Source organism: Rhizobium sp. CCGE 510 (assembly GCF_000292525.1).
Classification (GTDB): Bacteria; Pseudomonadota; Alphaproteobacteria; order Rhizobiales; family Rhizobiaceae; genus Rhizobium.
The window spans coordinates 34,925-48,560 of record NZ_AEYF01000044.1; the positions used below are offsets into that span (position 1 = coordinate 34,925).

At 62.5% G+C, this 13,636-nt stretch carries 15 protein-coding genes; 8 read left to right on the plus strand and 7 right to left on the minus strand.

The genetic code is table 11. From position 1 onward, the window contains the following. Window positions 1–194: 194 nt before the first annotated feature. The 3 genes from RCCGE510_RS20300 to RCCGE510_RS20305 all read left to right on the plus strand — a co-directional run bounded on the left by RCCGE510_RS20300 (window position 195) and on the right by RCCGE510_RS20305 (window position 1,853). A complete protein-coding gene (locus RCCGE510_RS20300) occupies window positions 195–959 on the plus strand; it encodes a hypothetical protein (RefSeq protein ID WP_037079327.1) in 765 nt (254 codons plus the stop codon). Window positions 960–1,033: 74 nt separating this feature from the next. Beyond that, a complete protein-coding gene (locus RCCGE510_RS33605; protein ID WP_007633054.1) occupies window positions 1,034–1,417 on the plus strand; it encodes a hypothetical protein in 384 nt (127 codons plus the stop codon). 76 nt (window positions 1,418–1,493) lie between these two features. Next, window positions 1,494–1,853, plus strand: a complete 360-nt coding sequence (locus RCCGE510_RS20305) for a DUF305 domain-containing protein (RefSeq protein ID WP_037079329.1) — start codon at window positions 1,494–1,496, stop codon at window positions 1,851–1,853. Between the two features lie 241 nt (window positions 1,854–2,094). Here the strand turns inward: RCCGE510_RS20305 and RCCGE510_RS20310 are convergent, their stop codons facing one another. Then, window positions 2,095–3,144 carry an aldo/keto reductase gene (locus RCCGE510_RS20310; RefSeq protein ID WP_007633057.1) on the minus strand — a complete coding sequence of 350 codons (1,050 nt, stop codon included), beginning with the start codon at window positions 3,142–3,144 and terminating at the stop codon, window positions 2,095–2,097. 224 nt (window positions 3,145–3,368) lie between these two features. Here RCCGE510_RS20310 and RCCGE510_RS20315 point away from each other — a divergent pair, with 224 nt between their 5' ends. Beyond that, window positions 3,369–4,073 (plus strand): HAD family hydrolase, encoded by a 705-nt coding sequence (locus RCCGE510_RS20315; protein ID WP_007633059.1) that lies wholly within the window; start codon window positions 3,369–3,371, stop codon window positions 4,071–4,073. 20 nt (window positions 4,074–4,093) lie between these two features. Here the strand turns inward: RCCGE510_RS20315 and RCCGE510_RS20320 are convergent, their stop codons facing one another. Together RCCGE510_RS20320 and RCCGE510_RS20325 are read right to left on the minus strand one after the other, a co-directional pair. Then, on the minus strand, window positions 4,094–4,603 hold the full coding sequence (locus tag RCCGE510_RS20320) for a hypothetical protein (RefSeq protein ID WP_007633061.1): 510 nt from the start codon (window positions 4,601–4,603) through the stop codon (window positions 4,094–4,096). Beyond that, window positions 4,600–5,229 (minus strand): DNA-3-methyladenine glycosylase I, encoded by a 630-nt coding sequence (locus tag RCCGE510_RS20325; protein ID WP_007633063.1) that lies wholly within the window; start codon window positions 5,227–5,229, stop codon window positions 4,600–4,602. Before RCCGE510_RS20325 ends, RCCGE510_RS20320 begins: the two co-directional genes overlap by 4 nt. A 261-nt stretch (window positions 5,230–5,490) precedes the next feature. Between RCCGE510_RS20325 and RCCGE510_RS20330 the strand changes: the two genes are divergently transcribed. From RCCGE510_RS20330 to RCCGE510_RS20340, 3 genes are all read left to right on the plus strand, one after another. After that, window positions 5,491–6,240, plus strand: a complete 750-nt coding sequence (locus RCCGE510_RS20330; protein WP_007633065.1) for a L,D-transpeptidase — start codon at window positions 5,491–5,493, stop codon at window positions 6,238–6,240. Between the two features lie 135 nt (window positions 6,241–6,375). Then, the gene (locus tag RCCGE510_RS20335) at window positions 6,376–7,068 is read left to right on the plus strand and encodes a L,D-transpeptidase (protein ID WP_007633068.1); all 693 of its coding nucleotides are present in this window, start codon (window positions 6,376–6,378) and stop codon (window positions 7,066–7,068) included. Between the two features lie 124 nt (window positions 7,069–7,192). Beyond that, window positions 7,193–7,867 carry an outer membrane beta-barrel protein gene (locus tag RCCGE510_RS20340; protein ID WP_007633070.1) on the plus strand — a complete coding sequence of 225 codons (675 nt, stop codon included), beginning with the start codon at window positions 7,193–7,195 and terminating at the stop codon, window positions 7,865–7,867. Between the two features lie 25 nt (window positions 7,868–7,892). On the opposite strand, the gene RCCGE510_RS20345 is transcribed toward RCCGE510_RS20340, so the two are convergent. The 4 genes from RCCGE510_RS20345 to RCCGE510_RS20360 all read right to left on the minus strand — a co-directional run bounded on the left by RCCGE510_RS20345 (window position 7,893) and on the right by RCCGE510_RS20360 (window position 12,566). After that, a complete protein-coding gene (locus RCCGE510_RS20345; protein ID WP_037079333.1) occupies window positions 7,893–8,333 on the minus strand; it encodes a hypothetical protein in 441 nt (146 codons plus the stop codon). Window positions 8,334–8,372: 39 nt separating this feature from the next. Further along, a complete protein-coding gene (gene glcF / locus RCCGE510_RS20350; protein ID WP_007633072.1) occupies window positions 8,373–9,683 on the minus strand; it encodes a glycolate oxidase subunit GlcF in 1,311 nt (436 codons plus the stop codon). A 247-nt stretch (window positions 9,684–9,930) separates the two neighbouring features. Then, window positions 9,931–11,130 (minus strand): glycolate oxidase subunit GlcE, encoded by a 1,200-nt coding sequence (gene glcE / locus RCCGE510_RS20355; protein ID WP_007633074.1) that lies wholly within the window; start codon window positions 11,128–11,130, stop codon window positions 9,931–9,933. Then, entirely contained in the window at window positions 11,127–12,566 is a 1,440-nt protein-coding gene (locus tag RCCGE510_RS20360) for an FAD-linked oxidase C-terminal domain-containing protein (protein ID WP_007633076.1), read from the minus strand. Before RCCGE510_RS20360 ends, glcE begins: the two co-directional genes overlap by 4 nt. Window positions 12,567–12,729: 163 nt before the next feature. Between RCCGE510_RS20360 and RCCGE510_RS20365 the strand changes: the two genes are divergently transcribed. Further along, window positions 12,730–13,626 (plus strand): LysR family transcriptional regulator, encoded by an 897-nt coding sequence (locus RCCGE510_RS20365; protein ID WP_007633081.1) that lies wholly within the window; start codon window positions 12,730–12,732, stop codon window positions 13,624–13,626. Window positions 13,627–13,636 lie beyond the last annotated feature (10 nt).

The window sequence follows — 13,636 nt, forward strand, 5'->3', positions numbered from 1 at the left end:
GAATTCCGCTGACTGTGACAGTGGCGGTTTCCTAGCGGATTGGACCGGGAGCGGCAAGGGCGAAGGGTCTTGATGTCTACAACGCCGCGCGTCTTTTCAGACGCGCAAAGGACGCTGCAGCACTTTGAACTGCTAAGGAATTGTGCAGTGGGTGACAATCGATTGAACGAAGAGGCGTCCATCAGAATGCGGATATACTCATGATCACCGAGGCGGTTCTCTATACCGCGACATGGCCGCTGACCGGCGGGACGCATCGAAAGTTCATCCGCTATTCCATCAATCTCTGGTCGCGGGCCGGGCGCTGCTCCAAGGATTGGGCCGACCATGAGGAGAGGAGCCGGAATGCGATCCGCGCGGCGGCGGCCGATCTCAGGCAGACGCGGACGGCGGTCGTGCTCGGCTCGGGCATGCTGCGCGACGTGCCGATCGAGGAGCTGGCGCGCGATTTCGACACCGTCGTGCTGGTCGATCTCGTCCATCTCGCCTCGGTGCGCCTGTGGCTGACGGCCAGGGGCTATCGCAATGTCCGGCTGATCGAGCGTGATCTCTCCGGCTATGACGATCTCGCCGCCGGCAGGGAACCCGAACCGCTCAGCTTCCTGCGCTCGGTGCCCTATCTCGATTTCGTAGTTTCGGCCAACCTACTGTCGCAGATCGGCCGCGGCGTGAAACGACGCCACGAGGCCGAGGCCGGGCGCATGCCTGAAGATACGGTTGAAAGGTTGATCGCCGCGCATCTAACCGAGCTTTCGGGGCTTGCCTGCCGCAGATGTCTGGTGACCGACGTCGCCTATGCCGTTATCGACCGCAACGGCAGGACGCATGACGAGGCCGACCTGCTGCACGGTGTCTCGCCGCCGCCGGCAAAAGCGGCCTGGACATGGCCGGTCGCGCCGCTCGGCGAGGAGAGCCGGGATTACCGGATCGAGCACAAGGTGATCGCCGCCTGGGCATGACAATGCCGTGATCCGTCAGCCTGTCATCGTCGGCCAGCTTGGCGTGCGGCCGGCATTCGCCTATATCAAACATCATGCGGACACTCGCCCTCATCACGATGTTACTTGGCTGGCTGGTCTACAGCGCCATGTCCGCATGGGCGGGCTGTCCGACATGCGCGTCGATGAATGCGCCGGTCGCCGTCGAGGCCAGCGGCATGCACCATCAGATGGCCGGCATGGATGTGTCCAAAGGGGATATGCCTGAGGGGCCAAGACATGTGGCTCCCCTGAACGATCCATGCGCCAGCGGCGACGTTGCACATATGCCGCTTTGCGCCGCCTGCCTTCTGCTGCCGCCGACGGTGACGGTCATGGATGGCGGAAAATCCGTTCTCGGCTACCCCGCCCCGGCACTTGCCCGCGCTCTGGATGATAAAAGGCCCGCGCCGCAGGCACCCCCTCCCCGACTGTCCTGACATCACGCTTCTGCATTGAGAAGCGAGCGGCCTCAGTCGCCCGCAGACCTATCGTCAGACAGAGGAAGGACCTCTCATGTCTATGAAAATCATCACGCTTACCGCCATGCTCGCCATCATTTCCGCTCCCGTCCTTGCCGAAGACAAGGCCATGGATATGAGCAAGCCGATGGGCAGTCACGACGCGGCAAGCCATGCCTTCACCGAGGCGAACGACACGATGCACAAGAATATGATGATCGAATATAGCGGCGATGCCGACGCGGATTTCGTCCGCGGCATGATCCCGCACCATCAGGGCGCGATCGACATGGCGAAGATCGAGCTTCAATACGGCAAGGATGCCGAAATCCGCAAGCTCGCCGAAGCCGTGATCAAAGCGCAGGAAGCCGAGATCGCGGAGATGAATGCCTGGCTGAAGGCCTACGGCAAATAAGTATCCTAACCGGTGCAGCGGATATCAGGCACAAGGCCACGACTCTCCGTGGTCGACCCGCAAGATGCCCCTCACCCTAACCCTCTCCCCGTAAACGGGGCGAGGGGACGTGCCTTGCGAGAGCGAGGTGGGAACGGAGAGGTTGCGGCATATCCCCTTCGCCCCGCAAGCGGGGAGAAGGTGCCGGCAGGCGGATGAGGGGCTGGTCTCGGCGGTCTCTCACAACAAAGCTGCCGGCAAATCAATCCTTCGGCTCGAAATCGACCGGCCGGCGGCCGGCGCCTTGTCGCGACAGCATCCAGCCCGGATATTCGGGAGCAAGGGCGCTGACCTCGTCGAGCCTTTTCATATCGTCGCCGTCGAGCTTCAGCTTGACGGCGGCAAGGTTCTGGTCGAGCTGGTCGACACGCTTGGCGCCGATGATCACCGTCGTGACGAAAGGCTTGGCGAGGATATAGGCGAGTGCCACTGTGGCGACGCTGACGCCGTGCTTTTCGGCGACTTCGCGCATGACGGCAACGCAGGCCCAGGCCTTGTCCTGGTCGACGGGCGGGAAGTCGAAACTGGCGCGACGGCCCTCGCCGTTGCCGGGCGCGCCGGGACCATACTTACCGGAGAGCAGACCGCCGGCAAGCGGCGACCACACCATCAGGCCGAGCTTCTCCTCCTGCATCAACGGCACGATGTCGCGCTCGAGATCGCGGCCGGCGATCGAATAATAGGCCTGCACCGTTTCGAAACGGGCAAAGCCGCGGCGTTCAGAGAGGCCGAGCGCCTTGGAAATGCGCCAGGCCTGCCAGTTGGAGACGCCGATATAGCGCACGAGACCGCGGGAAACGAGATCGTCAAGCGCGCGCAGCGTCTCTTCGATCGGCGTCACCGTATCGGTGGCGTGGATCTGGTAGAGGTCGATATGATCGGTCTGCAGGCGCTTGAGGCTCGCCTCGACCGAATCCATGATATGGCCGCGCGAAGCGCCGCGGTCGTTCGGCTTGTCGCCCATGACGCCATAGACCTTGGTAGCGATGACGACGTCCTTGCGTGGGACGTCGAGGTTCTTCAGCGCCTGGCCGAGCAGCCTTTCGGACTCGCCGGACGAATAGACGTCGGCCGTGTCGATGAAATTGACGCCCGATGCAAGCGAGCGCTCGACGAGCCGGTCGGCGGCATTCTGGTCGACATCGGCGATGGCGCCCCACATGCTGCCTTGTTTGGCTTCGCCGAAGGTCATCGTGCCCAGGCAGATTTCCGAGACGAAAAGTCCCGTGTTTCCGAGTTGATTGTACCGCATGGTCAAAAAAATCCTTTGTGTCTGCCGCAAGAATGGCTTGCGAACCGCTGAACTTCATTTTTTGATTATTGGCCTGCGCGTGACAGGCACAGCCGTGGCTGGCTGCAAGGTGAGGCAAACTCGATGTAGTGCGGCGGCGGGGGTTTTCAACGCCGCGCAGACACAGCCCTTGTCTCGACACAGGCGGCCGATAGATTGCCGGTCATATTTGAAGAGGTACGCATATGACGACGCGACCATTGACCACGATCGGCTTCGATGCCGACGATACACTCTGGCAGAACGAACAATATTACCGGCTGACGGAAGCGCATTTCACCAGCCTTCTTGCCGATTTCGCCGAAGGGCCGAAGATTTCCGAACGGCTGCTGGAAGCCGAAAAACGCAACCTTCGCCACTATGGATTCGGCATCAAGGGCTTCACGCTGTCGATGATCGAGACCGCGATCGAGATCACCGAGGGCAAGATTCCCTCGAGCGTGATTGCCAAGATCCTCGATACCGGCCGCGACCTCCTCGGCCATCCCGTCGAGACCATGCCGCATGTCCGCGACACGCTGGAGGCGCTTGCCGGTAAATATCTGCTGGTGATGATCACCAAGGGGGATCTTTTCGATCAGGAGCGCAAGCTTGCCCAATCCGGGCTCGGCGACTTCTTCGATGCCGTCGAGATCGTCTCCGACAAGACCGCCGTCACCTATCGGCGCATCTTCGCCAAGGTCGGCGACGGGCCGGAGCGGGCGATGATGGTCGGCAATTCGCTGAAATCCGACATCGTGCCCGCCATCGCCGCCGGCAGCTACGGCGTCTTCGTGCCGCACGAGCTCACCTGGGTGCTGGAACATGTGGAAGAGCCGACGGAGGCGCCGCGTTTCCGCAAGATCGGCCATCTCGGCGAGTTGCGCGACCTGATCGACCGGCTGGCATAGGCGAGTAAAAGAGCTCTGTTTTATTGCGGCTTGGCAGGCGCCTTCGGAAACAGCGACGGGCGCTCCGGCTCGGCTGGTGGCTGCGGCTGCTTCGAGGCTGCGGCCAAAGGCTCGATCAGAATGCTGAAGGGGGCGCCAAGGCCGCGGCGCGGCGAGACCTTGGAATAATAGGGCCGCAGCAGCCAGGTAGTGTTTTCCTTGACCGCCGTCTCGAAGCTCAAGCCGTCCTCGTCGGTGCCGAAGAAGGCCTCGTCATCCGGTTTCGACAGGTCGAAGATCGCCAGGAAGGCGAACTTGCTCTTGGTGGCAAAATCGATCTTCAGGTGCTGGCCGGTGCGCACCGGCAGCGTGTAGACATGGCCGTTGCCGAACTTCGTCCAGCCCTTCAGCTGCATGGTGACGGCCGGGAACTGAAGTTTCTCTAGCTTCTCGCCGGGATCGAGCTGCGGCGTCTGGGCCATGGCGCAGGCCGGCAGGAAAAACAGGGCAGCGGCGGCAAACAATGTTCTCACGGATGCATCTTCTTTCATGGACGAACCAAAGCGGCGCGCATCGCCTCGACCTCGGGCCGGCAGAAGCAGCCCTCCAGATGATCGTTGACCAGACCCATCGCCTGCATGAAAGCATAAACTGTGGTCGGGCCGACAAAGGTCCAGCCGCGTTTCTTCAGATCCTTGGAAATCACCGTCGAGGTCGGCGTCGTCGGATTGGCGACGATATGATCACGATCGACCACTCCAGGCCGCTCGTTATGGCCGGGTTCGTAGCGCCAGAAATAGTGGGCGAGCGAACCAAATTCTTCCCTGAGCGCAATGGCGCGCCTGGCATTGTTGATGGTCGAGACGATCTTGCCGCGATGGCGGATGATGCCGGCATCGGCCAGGCAGCGAGCGACGTCCTCGTCGTCGAAGAGAGCGACCTTCTCGAAATCGAAGCCGGAAAAGGCAGCGCGGAAATTCTCGCGCTTACGCAGGATGGTCAGCCAGGAAAGACCGGACTGGAAACCTTCGAGGCAGATCTTCTCGAAGAGGCGGATGTCGTTGGTGACAGGCCGGCCCCATTCCTCGTCATGATAGCGGAGATAATCGGGCAGATTGGCGTGCCAGTGGCAGCGGCTCTTGCCGTCCTCGCCGATGATGATGCCTGTCTCGCTCATGTCCGCTTCATTCCCGGGTCCGTCTGTTCGCCGGGTCCGCTTCGTTTTCCGGTCATGATTCCGGCTTTACCATTTGCAAACCGTCTTTCCAAACCGAACGGTAACCCTGACGAAAAGTTTATCCCGCCGTTCGGCTTTTGATGAATCGATCTTTACCATTCGCTGGCGGATTGGGTGGCAGCGTCTTTCCCGGGCGGAACATCTCCGCCCAGGCGGATGTATCCCGCCACCGTTTTCGGTCATTTGTAGAGAGTTCGTCCGATGATGAAACAGCTTGTTTTTGCCGCAGCCATCTTCGGCATTTTCTCCACGGCCGCCCTTGCAGACGACCGCTACGCCACCCGCCCGCCGGTCGTGCTCAGCCCCGATCTGACGGCGCCTTGGGTCACCCAGTTGGGAGGCGGCACGGTTCGTCCCGTCGTCTATCAGCGGCCGGTCGTCCAACCGCAGCAGCGCGGCCTTTTCCAGCGCCGCGTGCTCCGCCAGGCGCCGCGAATGTCCCCGCAGACCGTTTCGGCGATCAATCCCGGCATACCGGCGATCCGCCATCCGATCGAGCCGCAATACCTGCCGCAGATGGTCGACTACGACACCCAGGAAAAGCCCGGCACGATCGTCATCGATACCAACAACCGCTTCCTCTATCTGGTGATGCAGGGCGGCAAGGCACGGCGTTATGGCGTCGGCGTCGGCAAGCCCGGTTTCGAATGGGCAGGCGCTCACAAGATCACCCGTAAGCAGGAATGGCCGGACTGGACCCCGCCGTCCGAGATGATCAGCCGCGAAGCCGCCAAGGGCCACTACCTGCCGGCACGCATGGACGGCGGCGCGGAAAACCCGCTCGGCGCACGCGCCATGTATCTCGGCTCGACGCTTTACCGCATCCACGGCACCAACGCGCCCTGGTCGATCGGCAGCGCCGTCTCCTCCGGCTGCATTCGCCTGCGCAACGAAGACGTCGTCGACCTCTATGACCGCGTCAGCGTCGGAACCCGCGTCATCGTCATGTAACGGCGGGATAAATCTTGGGAGCCGCAGAGAATAGCCGGCTCCCGTCTCCAAAAATGCTTTATCCGGCCACGCCGATCTTGAATCGAGCAGAAGTTCATGTAGCTTCGGGCGGATTTGCTTGAGGGGAATCGAATCATGATCAAATTACTGCCGGGTCTGGCTGCCGCCGGACTTGTCCTGTCCTTGATGTCAACATCCGCCTTTGCAGCTCCGGCCGGCTCCACGCCCGACAATACACGGCATCCGACGCAGATAGTCCGCGTCGCGCAGATGCCGAAATATGTGAAGCCACAGTTCAAGCGCAAGAAAGTGCGGCTGGTGACGCCGGAAGCGGCCGGCACCGTGATCATCGATACCAACAACAAGTATCTCTACCTCGTCGAAGGCAACAACCGGGCCACCCGCTACGGAATCGGCGTCGGCCGTGACGGCTTCGGCTGGTCGGGTGTCGTCAAGATCGGCCGCAAGGCCGAATGGCCGGGCTGGACGCCGCCGGCCAAGATGCGCCGCCGCGAAGCCGCCAAGGGCCATATGATTCCTGCCTTCCAGGAAGGCGGCGAGGACAATCCGCTCGGCGCTCGCGCCATGTATCTTTACCAGGGCGGCCGGGACACCATTTTCCGCATCCACGGCACCAACCAGCCCTGGACGATCGGCCTCAACATGTCTTCCGGCTGCATCCGGATGATGAACGAGGATGTGACGCATCTTTATGATCGCGCACCCGTCGGCACCAAGGTGATCGTCATCGGCCCCGGCAACAGGCAGGGCAAGGTCGCGTTCGAGGATAGAGGCATCGACGTGCTGCGCACGATGTTCGGCGGCTGAGCAACACTCCCGAAAAAAACGAAAGGCGCTCTTTGACGCGCCTTTTATTTTTCTTAGACATTGCGGCAGAAAGCTGGCACATCTGCGGCAAGGACGACTTATTTTACAATATCGGGGCTATTCAATGACATATGCGCTGCGCTCTTCCGCTTCGCTGCTTGCGGGCATCGCGTTCTTCACGATCTGTTCTGCAGCCTCCGCCTCGGCGGAAGACCTGCAATTCTCTATCTACGGCGGCTACCAGACGGCACCGCATAGCGGCGTCGATCTGTCCGACGGCACGCATTTCACCGCCGGCTGGGAAGGCAAGTCCTTCGGCAGCCCGCCTTACTACGGCGGCCGCGTCACCTGGTGGCTCGAGAACTTCAACAAGCCGAACTGGGGTATTTCGCTCGATTATACCCATGACAAGGTCTATGCCGACGACGATACGCTCGCCAAGACCGGCTGGTCGCATTTCGAATTCACCGACGGCCTGAACCTGCTGACGGTGAACGGGCTCTATCGCTTCCAGGATCCGGCTCGCCGCTGGACTCCCTATCTCGGCGCCGGTGTCGGCGTGAACATTCCGCATGTCGAAGTGATTCGTCCCGAGGGCAAGACCTGGGCTTATGAATTCGGCGGTGTGACGCTGCAAGCCCAGGCCGGCGTCGATTTCAAGGTGACCGAGCGCTGGTCGACCTTCGTCGAATACAAGGGCACCTATTCGCGCATCGACGTTCCGATCGACAGCGGCGTGGACCTGAAGACCAATATCTTTACGAACGCCGTCAACGTCGGCGTCGCGTTCCACTGGTAGTCGGACTCATGAATTTGCTGCGGCGCTATTTGGTGCCGCAGCTAACCTTGCCCTCGACGGCATAGGGTTTGCTGCCGCCTTCGATCGTCAGGGAATATGTGCCGCTGAAATTTGCCGCCGGCTTGCCGCGTTCGCCGGCAACCACGACCAGATCCAGCGTTGCTCCGCCGGTGTCATCTTCGCCGCCATCAAAGACTTCCAGCAGCAGATCGCCATCGCGCGACCAATGGTTGGTCAGATGCTGCGATTCGAAAACGCGCTTGCCGAACACGGTCGACTGGGCCGGATCCTTGACGACAAGCGCGCCGCGGAAATGGTTGAGCTTGTGGCCGGCTTCGCTTTCGAAACCGCTTTCGAGCGTGAAGCGGGCTTCCTTGTCGTCGGCGGAACAGAAAAAACGACTATTCGCATGGGCAGTCCCTGCCGCACCGAGCAGTCCCGCAAGCACAATCATTCCCCGCCACATCGTCTAAACTCCCGAGACCGGCCCGATCGGCCTTTCACCTCAGCCTAAGGGCAAACCTCTTAATTTTTCCGGCACAGCGCCGCCATAGGCCCAATCGAGCAGCTCGATCGTATGCAGGATCGGCATGCCGGTGCCGGTGGCGATCTGGGTGATGCAGCCGATATTGCCGGTGGCGATGACGTCTGCCTTGGTCGCCTCGATATTTTTGACCTTGCGTGCCTTCAAGGCAGCCGAGATCTCCGGCTGCATGATGTTGTAGGTGCCGGCCGAGCCGCAGCAGAGATGACCTTCCGCCGGATCGCGCACGGTAAAACCCGCGGCTTTCAGCAATTGCTTCGGCGCCAGCGTGATGCGCTGACCGTGCTGCATGGAACAGGCGGAGTGATAGGCGACGGTGATGCCCTTCGGCATATGCGCCGGCAGGTCGAGGGTTGCGAGATATTCGGTGACGTCCTTGGCAAGGCCCGAAACCTTCGCCGCCTTTGCGGCATAGGCGGAATCGAGGCGCAGCATATGGCCGTAATCCTTGATCGTCGTGCCGCAGCCCGAGGCGGTGATGATGATGGCATCGAGCCCCTGCCCGTCGATTTCGCGCGTCCAGAGATCGACATTGGCCCGGGCGCTGGCGAGCGCCTGTTCGGCGCGGCCCATGTGATGGACGAGCGAACCGCAGCACACCTCGCCTTCCGGCAACACAACCTCGACGCCGAGCCGGGTCAGCAGCCGGATCGCCGCAGCATTGATGCCGGGATCGAGCACCGGCTGGGCACAGCCGGAAAGGATCGCCACCCGGCCACGCCGTTCCGTCTCGGGCAGGTAGCTGCCGGGTTTTGCCAAGGCCGACGCTGTGGGGATGCGGCGCGGCGCAAGCGCCAGCATGGCGGCGAAGGGTTTCAGCGCAGCCCCCCGCATCAGGCCGGCAAAGGGCCGGCCGAGGCGGGCAAGATTGAGCGCCAGGCGGAAACGGCCGGGATAGGGCAGCACGGCGGCAAGAATGGCGCGCGTCAGCCTGTTCATGAGCGGACGCTTATAGGTCTTTTCAATATGGGCGCGGGCATGATCGACCAGATGCATATAGTCGACACCCGAGGGACAGGTGGTGACGCAGGCAAGGCAGGAGAGGCAACGGTCGATATGGGTGACGACCTCGGCATCGGCGGGCCGGCCGTTTTCCAGCATATCCTTGATCAGGTAGATACGGCCGCGCGGGCTGTCGAGCTCGTTGCCGAGCGTCACATAGGTGGGACAGGTGGCGGTGCAGAAACCGCAATGGACACATTTGCGCAGAATCTGCTCAGATTCGGCGACATCGGGGTCGAGGAGCTGTGTAAGGGTGAAGTTGGTTTGCATCTAGCGGGGCCTCCGCTTTGGGAAGATCTCGGGCGTTGCGCCTGGGTTACCCCCCTCTGTCCTGCCAGACATCTCCCCCACAAGGGGGGAGATTGGCAAGAGGTTGGACCATCGCTCCCACTCTGCCGTGTTGGTATCACAGTAGCTAAATTGTTTGGGGAAGCCATTCCCCCCATCCAATCTCCCCCCTTGTGGGGGAGATGTCCGGCAGGACAGAGGGGGGTACTCCGCACACAGACTCATCTTCTCACCCCATTTTCCCCGGATTGAATATGCCGGCCGGATCGAACTTCTCCTTCACCCGCCGCGACAGCATCGCCACCGCCTCAGGCTCCGGATGAAACGCTGCGGTGGTCACGCGACGCTGCTCCGACGCGCGGATCAGCGTCGCGTGACCACCGCCGAGCACCTTGATATAGCGGCGGACCAGCTCGGCTTCGGGGCCGGCCTCCATGCGCATCCAGACGAGGCCGCCCTGCCAATCGTAGAAGGCGTCGACGCCAGCCTCCAGACGCAACGCTGCGACCAGCTGATGGCCGATGCCGGGGGCGACCGAGACGCGCCAGACCGGCTGCGAAGTCGCATCGGCATAGGGCAGCACGTCACGGATTTCCTGCCAGAGGCTGCGGCTTTCCGGCTCATCCAGCCGCGTTACCGTCGCAAAGGCCGCCATTGCCGCCGCCAGCTTTTCCAAGCGCACGTCGACCGAGCTTGGCAGGCCTTCGATGCGCAGAACCGTCGCCTCGCCCTCCGGCAATCTGCCGGAAAGGAATTTCCACGTCACTGTCAGCGGCAGGTGAGCGGCGCCGGAGACTTCGACCGGCAGCGCCATCGCCGCCGCCATGGCGTTTGCCGCCTCGGCGTCGTTGAGACCGGAGAGAACCATCGTGCGCTCGGTCTTCGGGCGCGGCGGCACCCGGAAGGTGACTTCGGTGAGGAAGCCCAGCGTGCCATGCGAGCCGGCGATCAGCTTGACGAGGTCGAGGCCGGTGACATTCTTCATCACCCGGCCGCCGGCCTTGATGATCTCGCCCTGGCCGTTGACGAAGCGCACACCGAGCAGGCTGTCGCGGGCGGCCCCCGCGATCAGCCGACGCGGGCCGGAGACATTGGCGGCAAAGACACCGCCGATCGTCGGCACGCCCGAGGTTCCCATGACAGGGCGATGATCCATCGGCTCGAAGGCGAGCATCTGGCCGCTGTCGGAAAGGGCCGCCTCGACCTCTGCAAGCGGCGTACCCGATCGCACGGTCATGACCATTTCGCCGGGATTGTAGGCGACGATACCGGCAAGCCCGGTCGAGCGCAGCCGGTCTTCGGCGGCGACGGCATTGCCGAAGCCCGAGCGGGTATCGCCGCCGCAGATTGCCAGCGGCCGGCCGGCTTCGGCATGGGCGCGGACGATCCTTGCTGCCTCTTCCTCGCTCGTCGGCATCAGGTCGATCATGCAGCGGGGCGCCCTTCGAGCGGGAAGACCTTCGACGGGTTAAGGAGCCAGCCGGGATCGAAGGCGGCGCGCGCCGCCATCTGCTGGGTGAGATCAGCCTCGGAATATTGATGCCGCATCAGGTCGCGTTTCTCGATGCCGACGCCATGTTCGCCGGTGAGGCAACCGCCGGCATCGACACAGAGCCTGAGGATATCGTTGCCGGCCGCTTCGGCGCGGGCGGCATCCTCCGGGTCGTTGGCGTTGAAGAGGATCAGCGGATGCATGTTGCCGTCACCGGCATGGAAGACGTTGGCGACCCGCAGGCCGTAATGATCGACGATCTCGGCGGTTCTCTTCAGCACGTGGGAAAGCTGGCTGAGCGGCACGGTGCCGTCCATGCAGATATAGTCGGCGATGCGGCCTGTGGCGCCGAAGGCGGATTTGCGGCCCTTCCAGATCAGCGCCGCTTCGGTCGCCGACTGGCATTCGCGCACGGTCTTGACGCCGTGGCGGCGGGCGATCTCAACGATGTCCTTCAGCGTGTCGTCCATTTCCGCTTCCGACCCTTCGACCTCGACGATCAGCAGGGCGCCGACATCGAGGGGGTAACCGGCATGGGCAAAGGCTTCGCAGATCTCGATCGCCGGCTTGTCCATGAATTCGATCGCAACCGGGATGATGCCGGCGGCGATGACATCGGCAACGCAGGCGCCGGCCTCTTCAGAAGTCTCGAAGCCGAAGAGCACAGGGCGGGCACCCTCCGGCTTGGCGATCAGCCGCACCGTCGCCTCGGTGACGATGCCGAGCTGGCCTTCGTGGCCGCAGATGAGACCGAGCAGGTCGTAACCCGCCGCATCCAACCCCTTGCCGCCGAGTTCGATGGCCGTTCCATCGACCAGCACCATCCTGACGCCGAGCAGATTATTGGTGGTGACGCCGTATTTCAGGCAGTGGGCGCCGCCGGAATTCATGCCGATATTGCCGCCGATGGTGCAAGCGAGCTGCGAGCTCGGATCGGGGGCATAGAAAAAGCCGTCTGCGGAGACGGATTCTGAGATATTGAGATTGGTGACGCCGGCCTGAACGACGGCGACGCGGTTCGGCAGATCGATTTCGAGGATGCTGTTCATCTTCGACAGGCCGAGCACGACGGCATCCTCCTGCGGGATGGCACCGCCGGAAAGCGACGTGCCGGCGCCACGCGGCACGACCGGAATGCCGTAGCGATGGCAATAACGCATGATGGCCGAAACCTCGGCCGTGGTGCGCGGCAGAGCGACGGCAAGCGGCAGGCGACGGTAGGAAACGAATGCGTCGGTCTCGAACGGCACCAGTTCGCGGGCCTCATGGACCAGGCATTCCGGCGGCAGAAGATCGATCAGATCGGCGACGATCTGGGCTCGGCGCGCCAGCACATCGGCGCGCGGCTCGAGAAACGATATGGCGTCGGACATGGCGTTCTCCCTGACCCTCTTAATCGGGAAAATGACGACAGGAAATGGCAGCGGAAACCGGCCGCGAACCTCCCTGCCGCCGATAGACCCGGCTTAGCACTTTCCCGAAACTGGCGCAAATGCTAAGCACTTATGACAAAAGGGGAAAAAGTCACAAAACCTTATGACCAATCTGGGTGATCTCGAAATCTTTGCCAAGGTCGTTTCGACAGGCAGCATGTCGCTTGCCGGGCGCGCGCTCGGCTTTTCCCCGGCCGTCGTCTCCAAACGGATCAAGCGGCTGGAGGACCGGCTCGGTACCCGGCTTTTGCAGCGCACGACACGGCAAATCTCGCTGACGGAGGCCGGACAGGGTTTCTACGACCGCGTCCTCGGCATTCTCGCCGGCCTGGAGGAGGCGGAATTCTACATTTCGGGCCGCTCGGCGCAAATGCACGGCACGCTGAAGATCTCGGCGCCGACCTCTTTCGGACGCATGCACATCGCGCCGCATCTGAAGGCGTTCATGCAGGCGCATCCGGAGCTGGCGATCAACCTGGTGCTGACGGACGAATTCAGCGACATCGTCGGCGGTGGTTTCGATCTGGCGATCCGCATCGCGGAACTCACCGATTCGAGCCTCGTCGCCCGCCGGTTGGCGCCAGTGCGCCGGCTGCTCTGCGCCTCGCCGGATTACCTCGCGGCACACGGCGAGCCCAGGCATATAGACGAGCTGAAACACCATAGCTGCCTGCCGGCGCATAATGGCGATACCTGGCGGCTGAACGGGCCGGACGGGATGCTCAGCCTGCGGCCAGAGGGAATGCTGATCACCAATTCCAGCGAGGTCATCCGCGAGGCGGTCATCTCAGGTCTCGGGATCGCGCTGCGCTCCACCTGGGATATCGGCGGAGAGCTCAAAGCCGGCCGGCTGGTGCAGGTGCTGCCGGCCTATGAGGGCTCGCACAATGTCGCGCTGTCGGCCGTCTATCCCAGCCGGCAGTTCCTGCCGGCCAAGGTGCGGCTTTTCATTGATTATCTGGCTGAGCTTTACGGACCCGTTCCCTACTGGGAGCTCTGACGGCAGGCGC

Excerpts from the sequence above, each read along its gene's own strand:
- RCCGE510_RS33605 (WP_007633054.1), top strand. The coding sequence starts at position 1,034 with ATGCGGACACTCGCCCTCATCACGATGTTACTTGGCTGGCTGGTCTAC.
- RCCGE510_RS20305 (WP_037079329.1), top strand. The coding sequence starts at position 1,494 with ATGTCTATGAAAATCATCACGCTTACCGCCATGCTCGCCATCATTTCC.
- RCCGE510_RS20310 (WP_007633057.1), bottom strand. The coding sequence starts at position 3,144 with ATGCGGTACAATCAACTCGGAAACACGGGACTTTTCGTCTCGGAAATC.
- RCCGE510_RS20315 (WP_007633059.1), top strand. The coding sequence starts at position 3,369 with ATGACGACGCGACCATTGACCACGATCGGCTTCGATGCCGACGATACA.
- RCCGE510_RS20320 (WP_007633061.1), bottom strand. The coding sequence starts at position 4,603 with ATGAAAGAAGATGCATCCGTGAGAACATTGTTTGCCGCCGCTGCCCTG.
- RCCGE510_RS20325 (WP_007633063.1), bottom strand. The coding sequence starts at position 5,229 with ATGAGCGAGACAGGCATCATCATCGGCGAGGACGGCAAGAGCCGCTGC.
- RCCGE510_RS20330 (WP_007633065.1), top strand. The coding sequence starts at position 5,491 with ATGATGAAACAGCTTGTTTTTGCCGCAGCCATCTTCGGCATTTTCTCC.
- RCCGE510_RS20335 (WP_007633068.1), top strand. The coding sequence starts at position 6,376 with ATGATCAAATTACTGCCGGGTCTGGCTGCCGCCGGACTTGTCCTGTCC.
- RCCGE510_RS20340 (WP_007633070.1), top strand. The coding sequence starts at position 7,193 with ATGACATATGCGCTGCGCTCTTCCGCTTCGCTGCTTGCGGGCATCGCG.
- RCCGE510_RS20345 (WP_037079333.1), bottom strand. The coding sequence starts at position 8,333 with ATGTGGCGGGGAATGATTGTGCTTGCGGGACTGCTCGGTGCGGCAGGG.
- glcF (WP_007633072.1), bottom strand. The coding sequence starts at position 9,683 with ATGCAAACCAACTTCACCCTTACACAGCTCCTCGACCCCGATGTCGCC.
- glcE (WP_007633074.1), bottom strand. The coding sequence starts at position 11,130 with ATGATCGACCTGATGCCGACGAGCGAGGAAGAGGCAGCAAGGATCGTC.
- RCCGE510_RS20360 (WP_007633076.1), bottom strand. The coding sequence starts at position 12,566 with ATGTCCGACGCCATATCGTTTCTCGAGCCGCGCGCCGATGTGCTGGCG.
- RCCGE510_RS20365 (WP_007633081.1), top strand. The coding sequence starts at position 12,730 with ATGACCAATCTGGGTGATCTCGAAATCTTTGCCAAGGTCGTTTCGACA.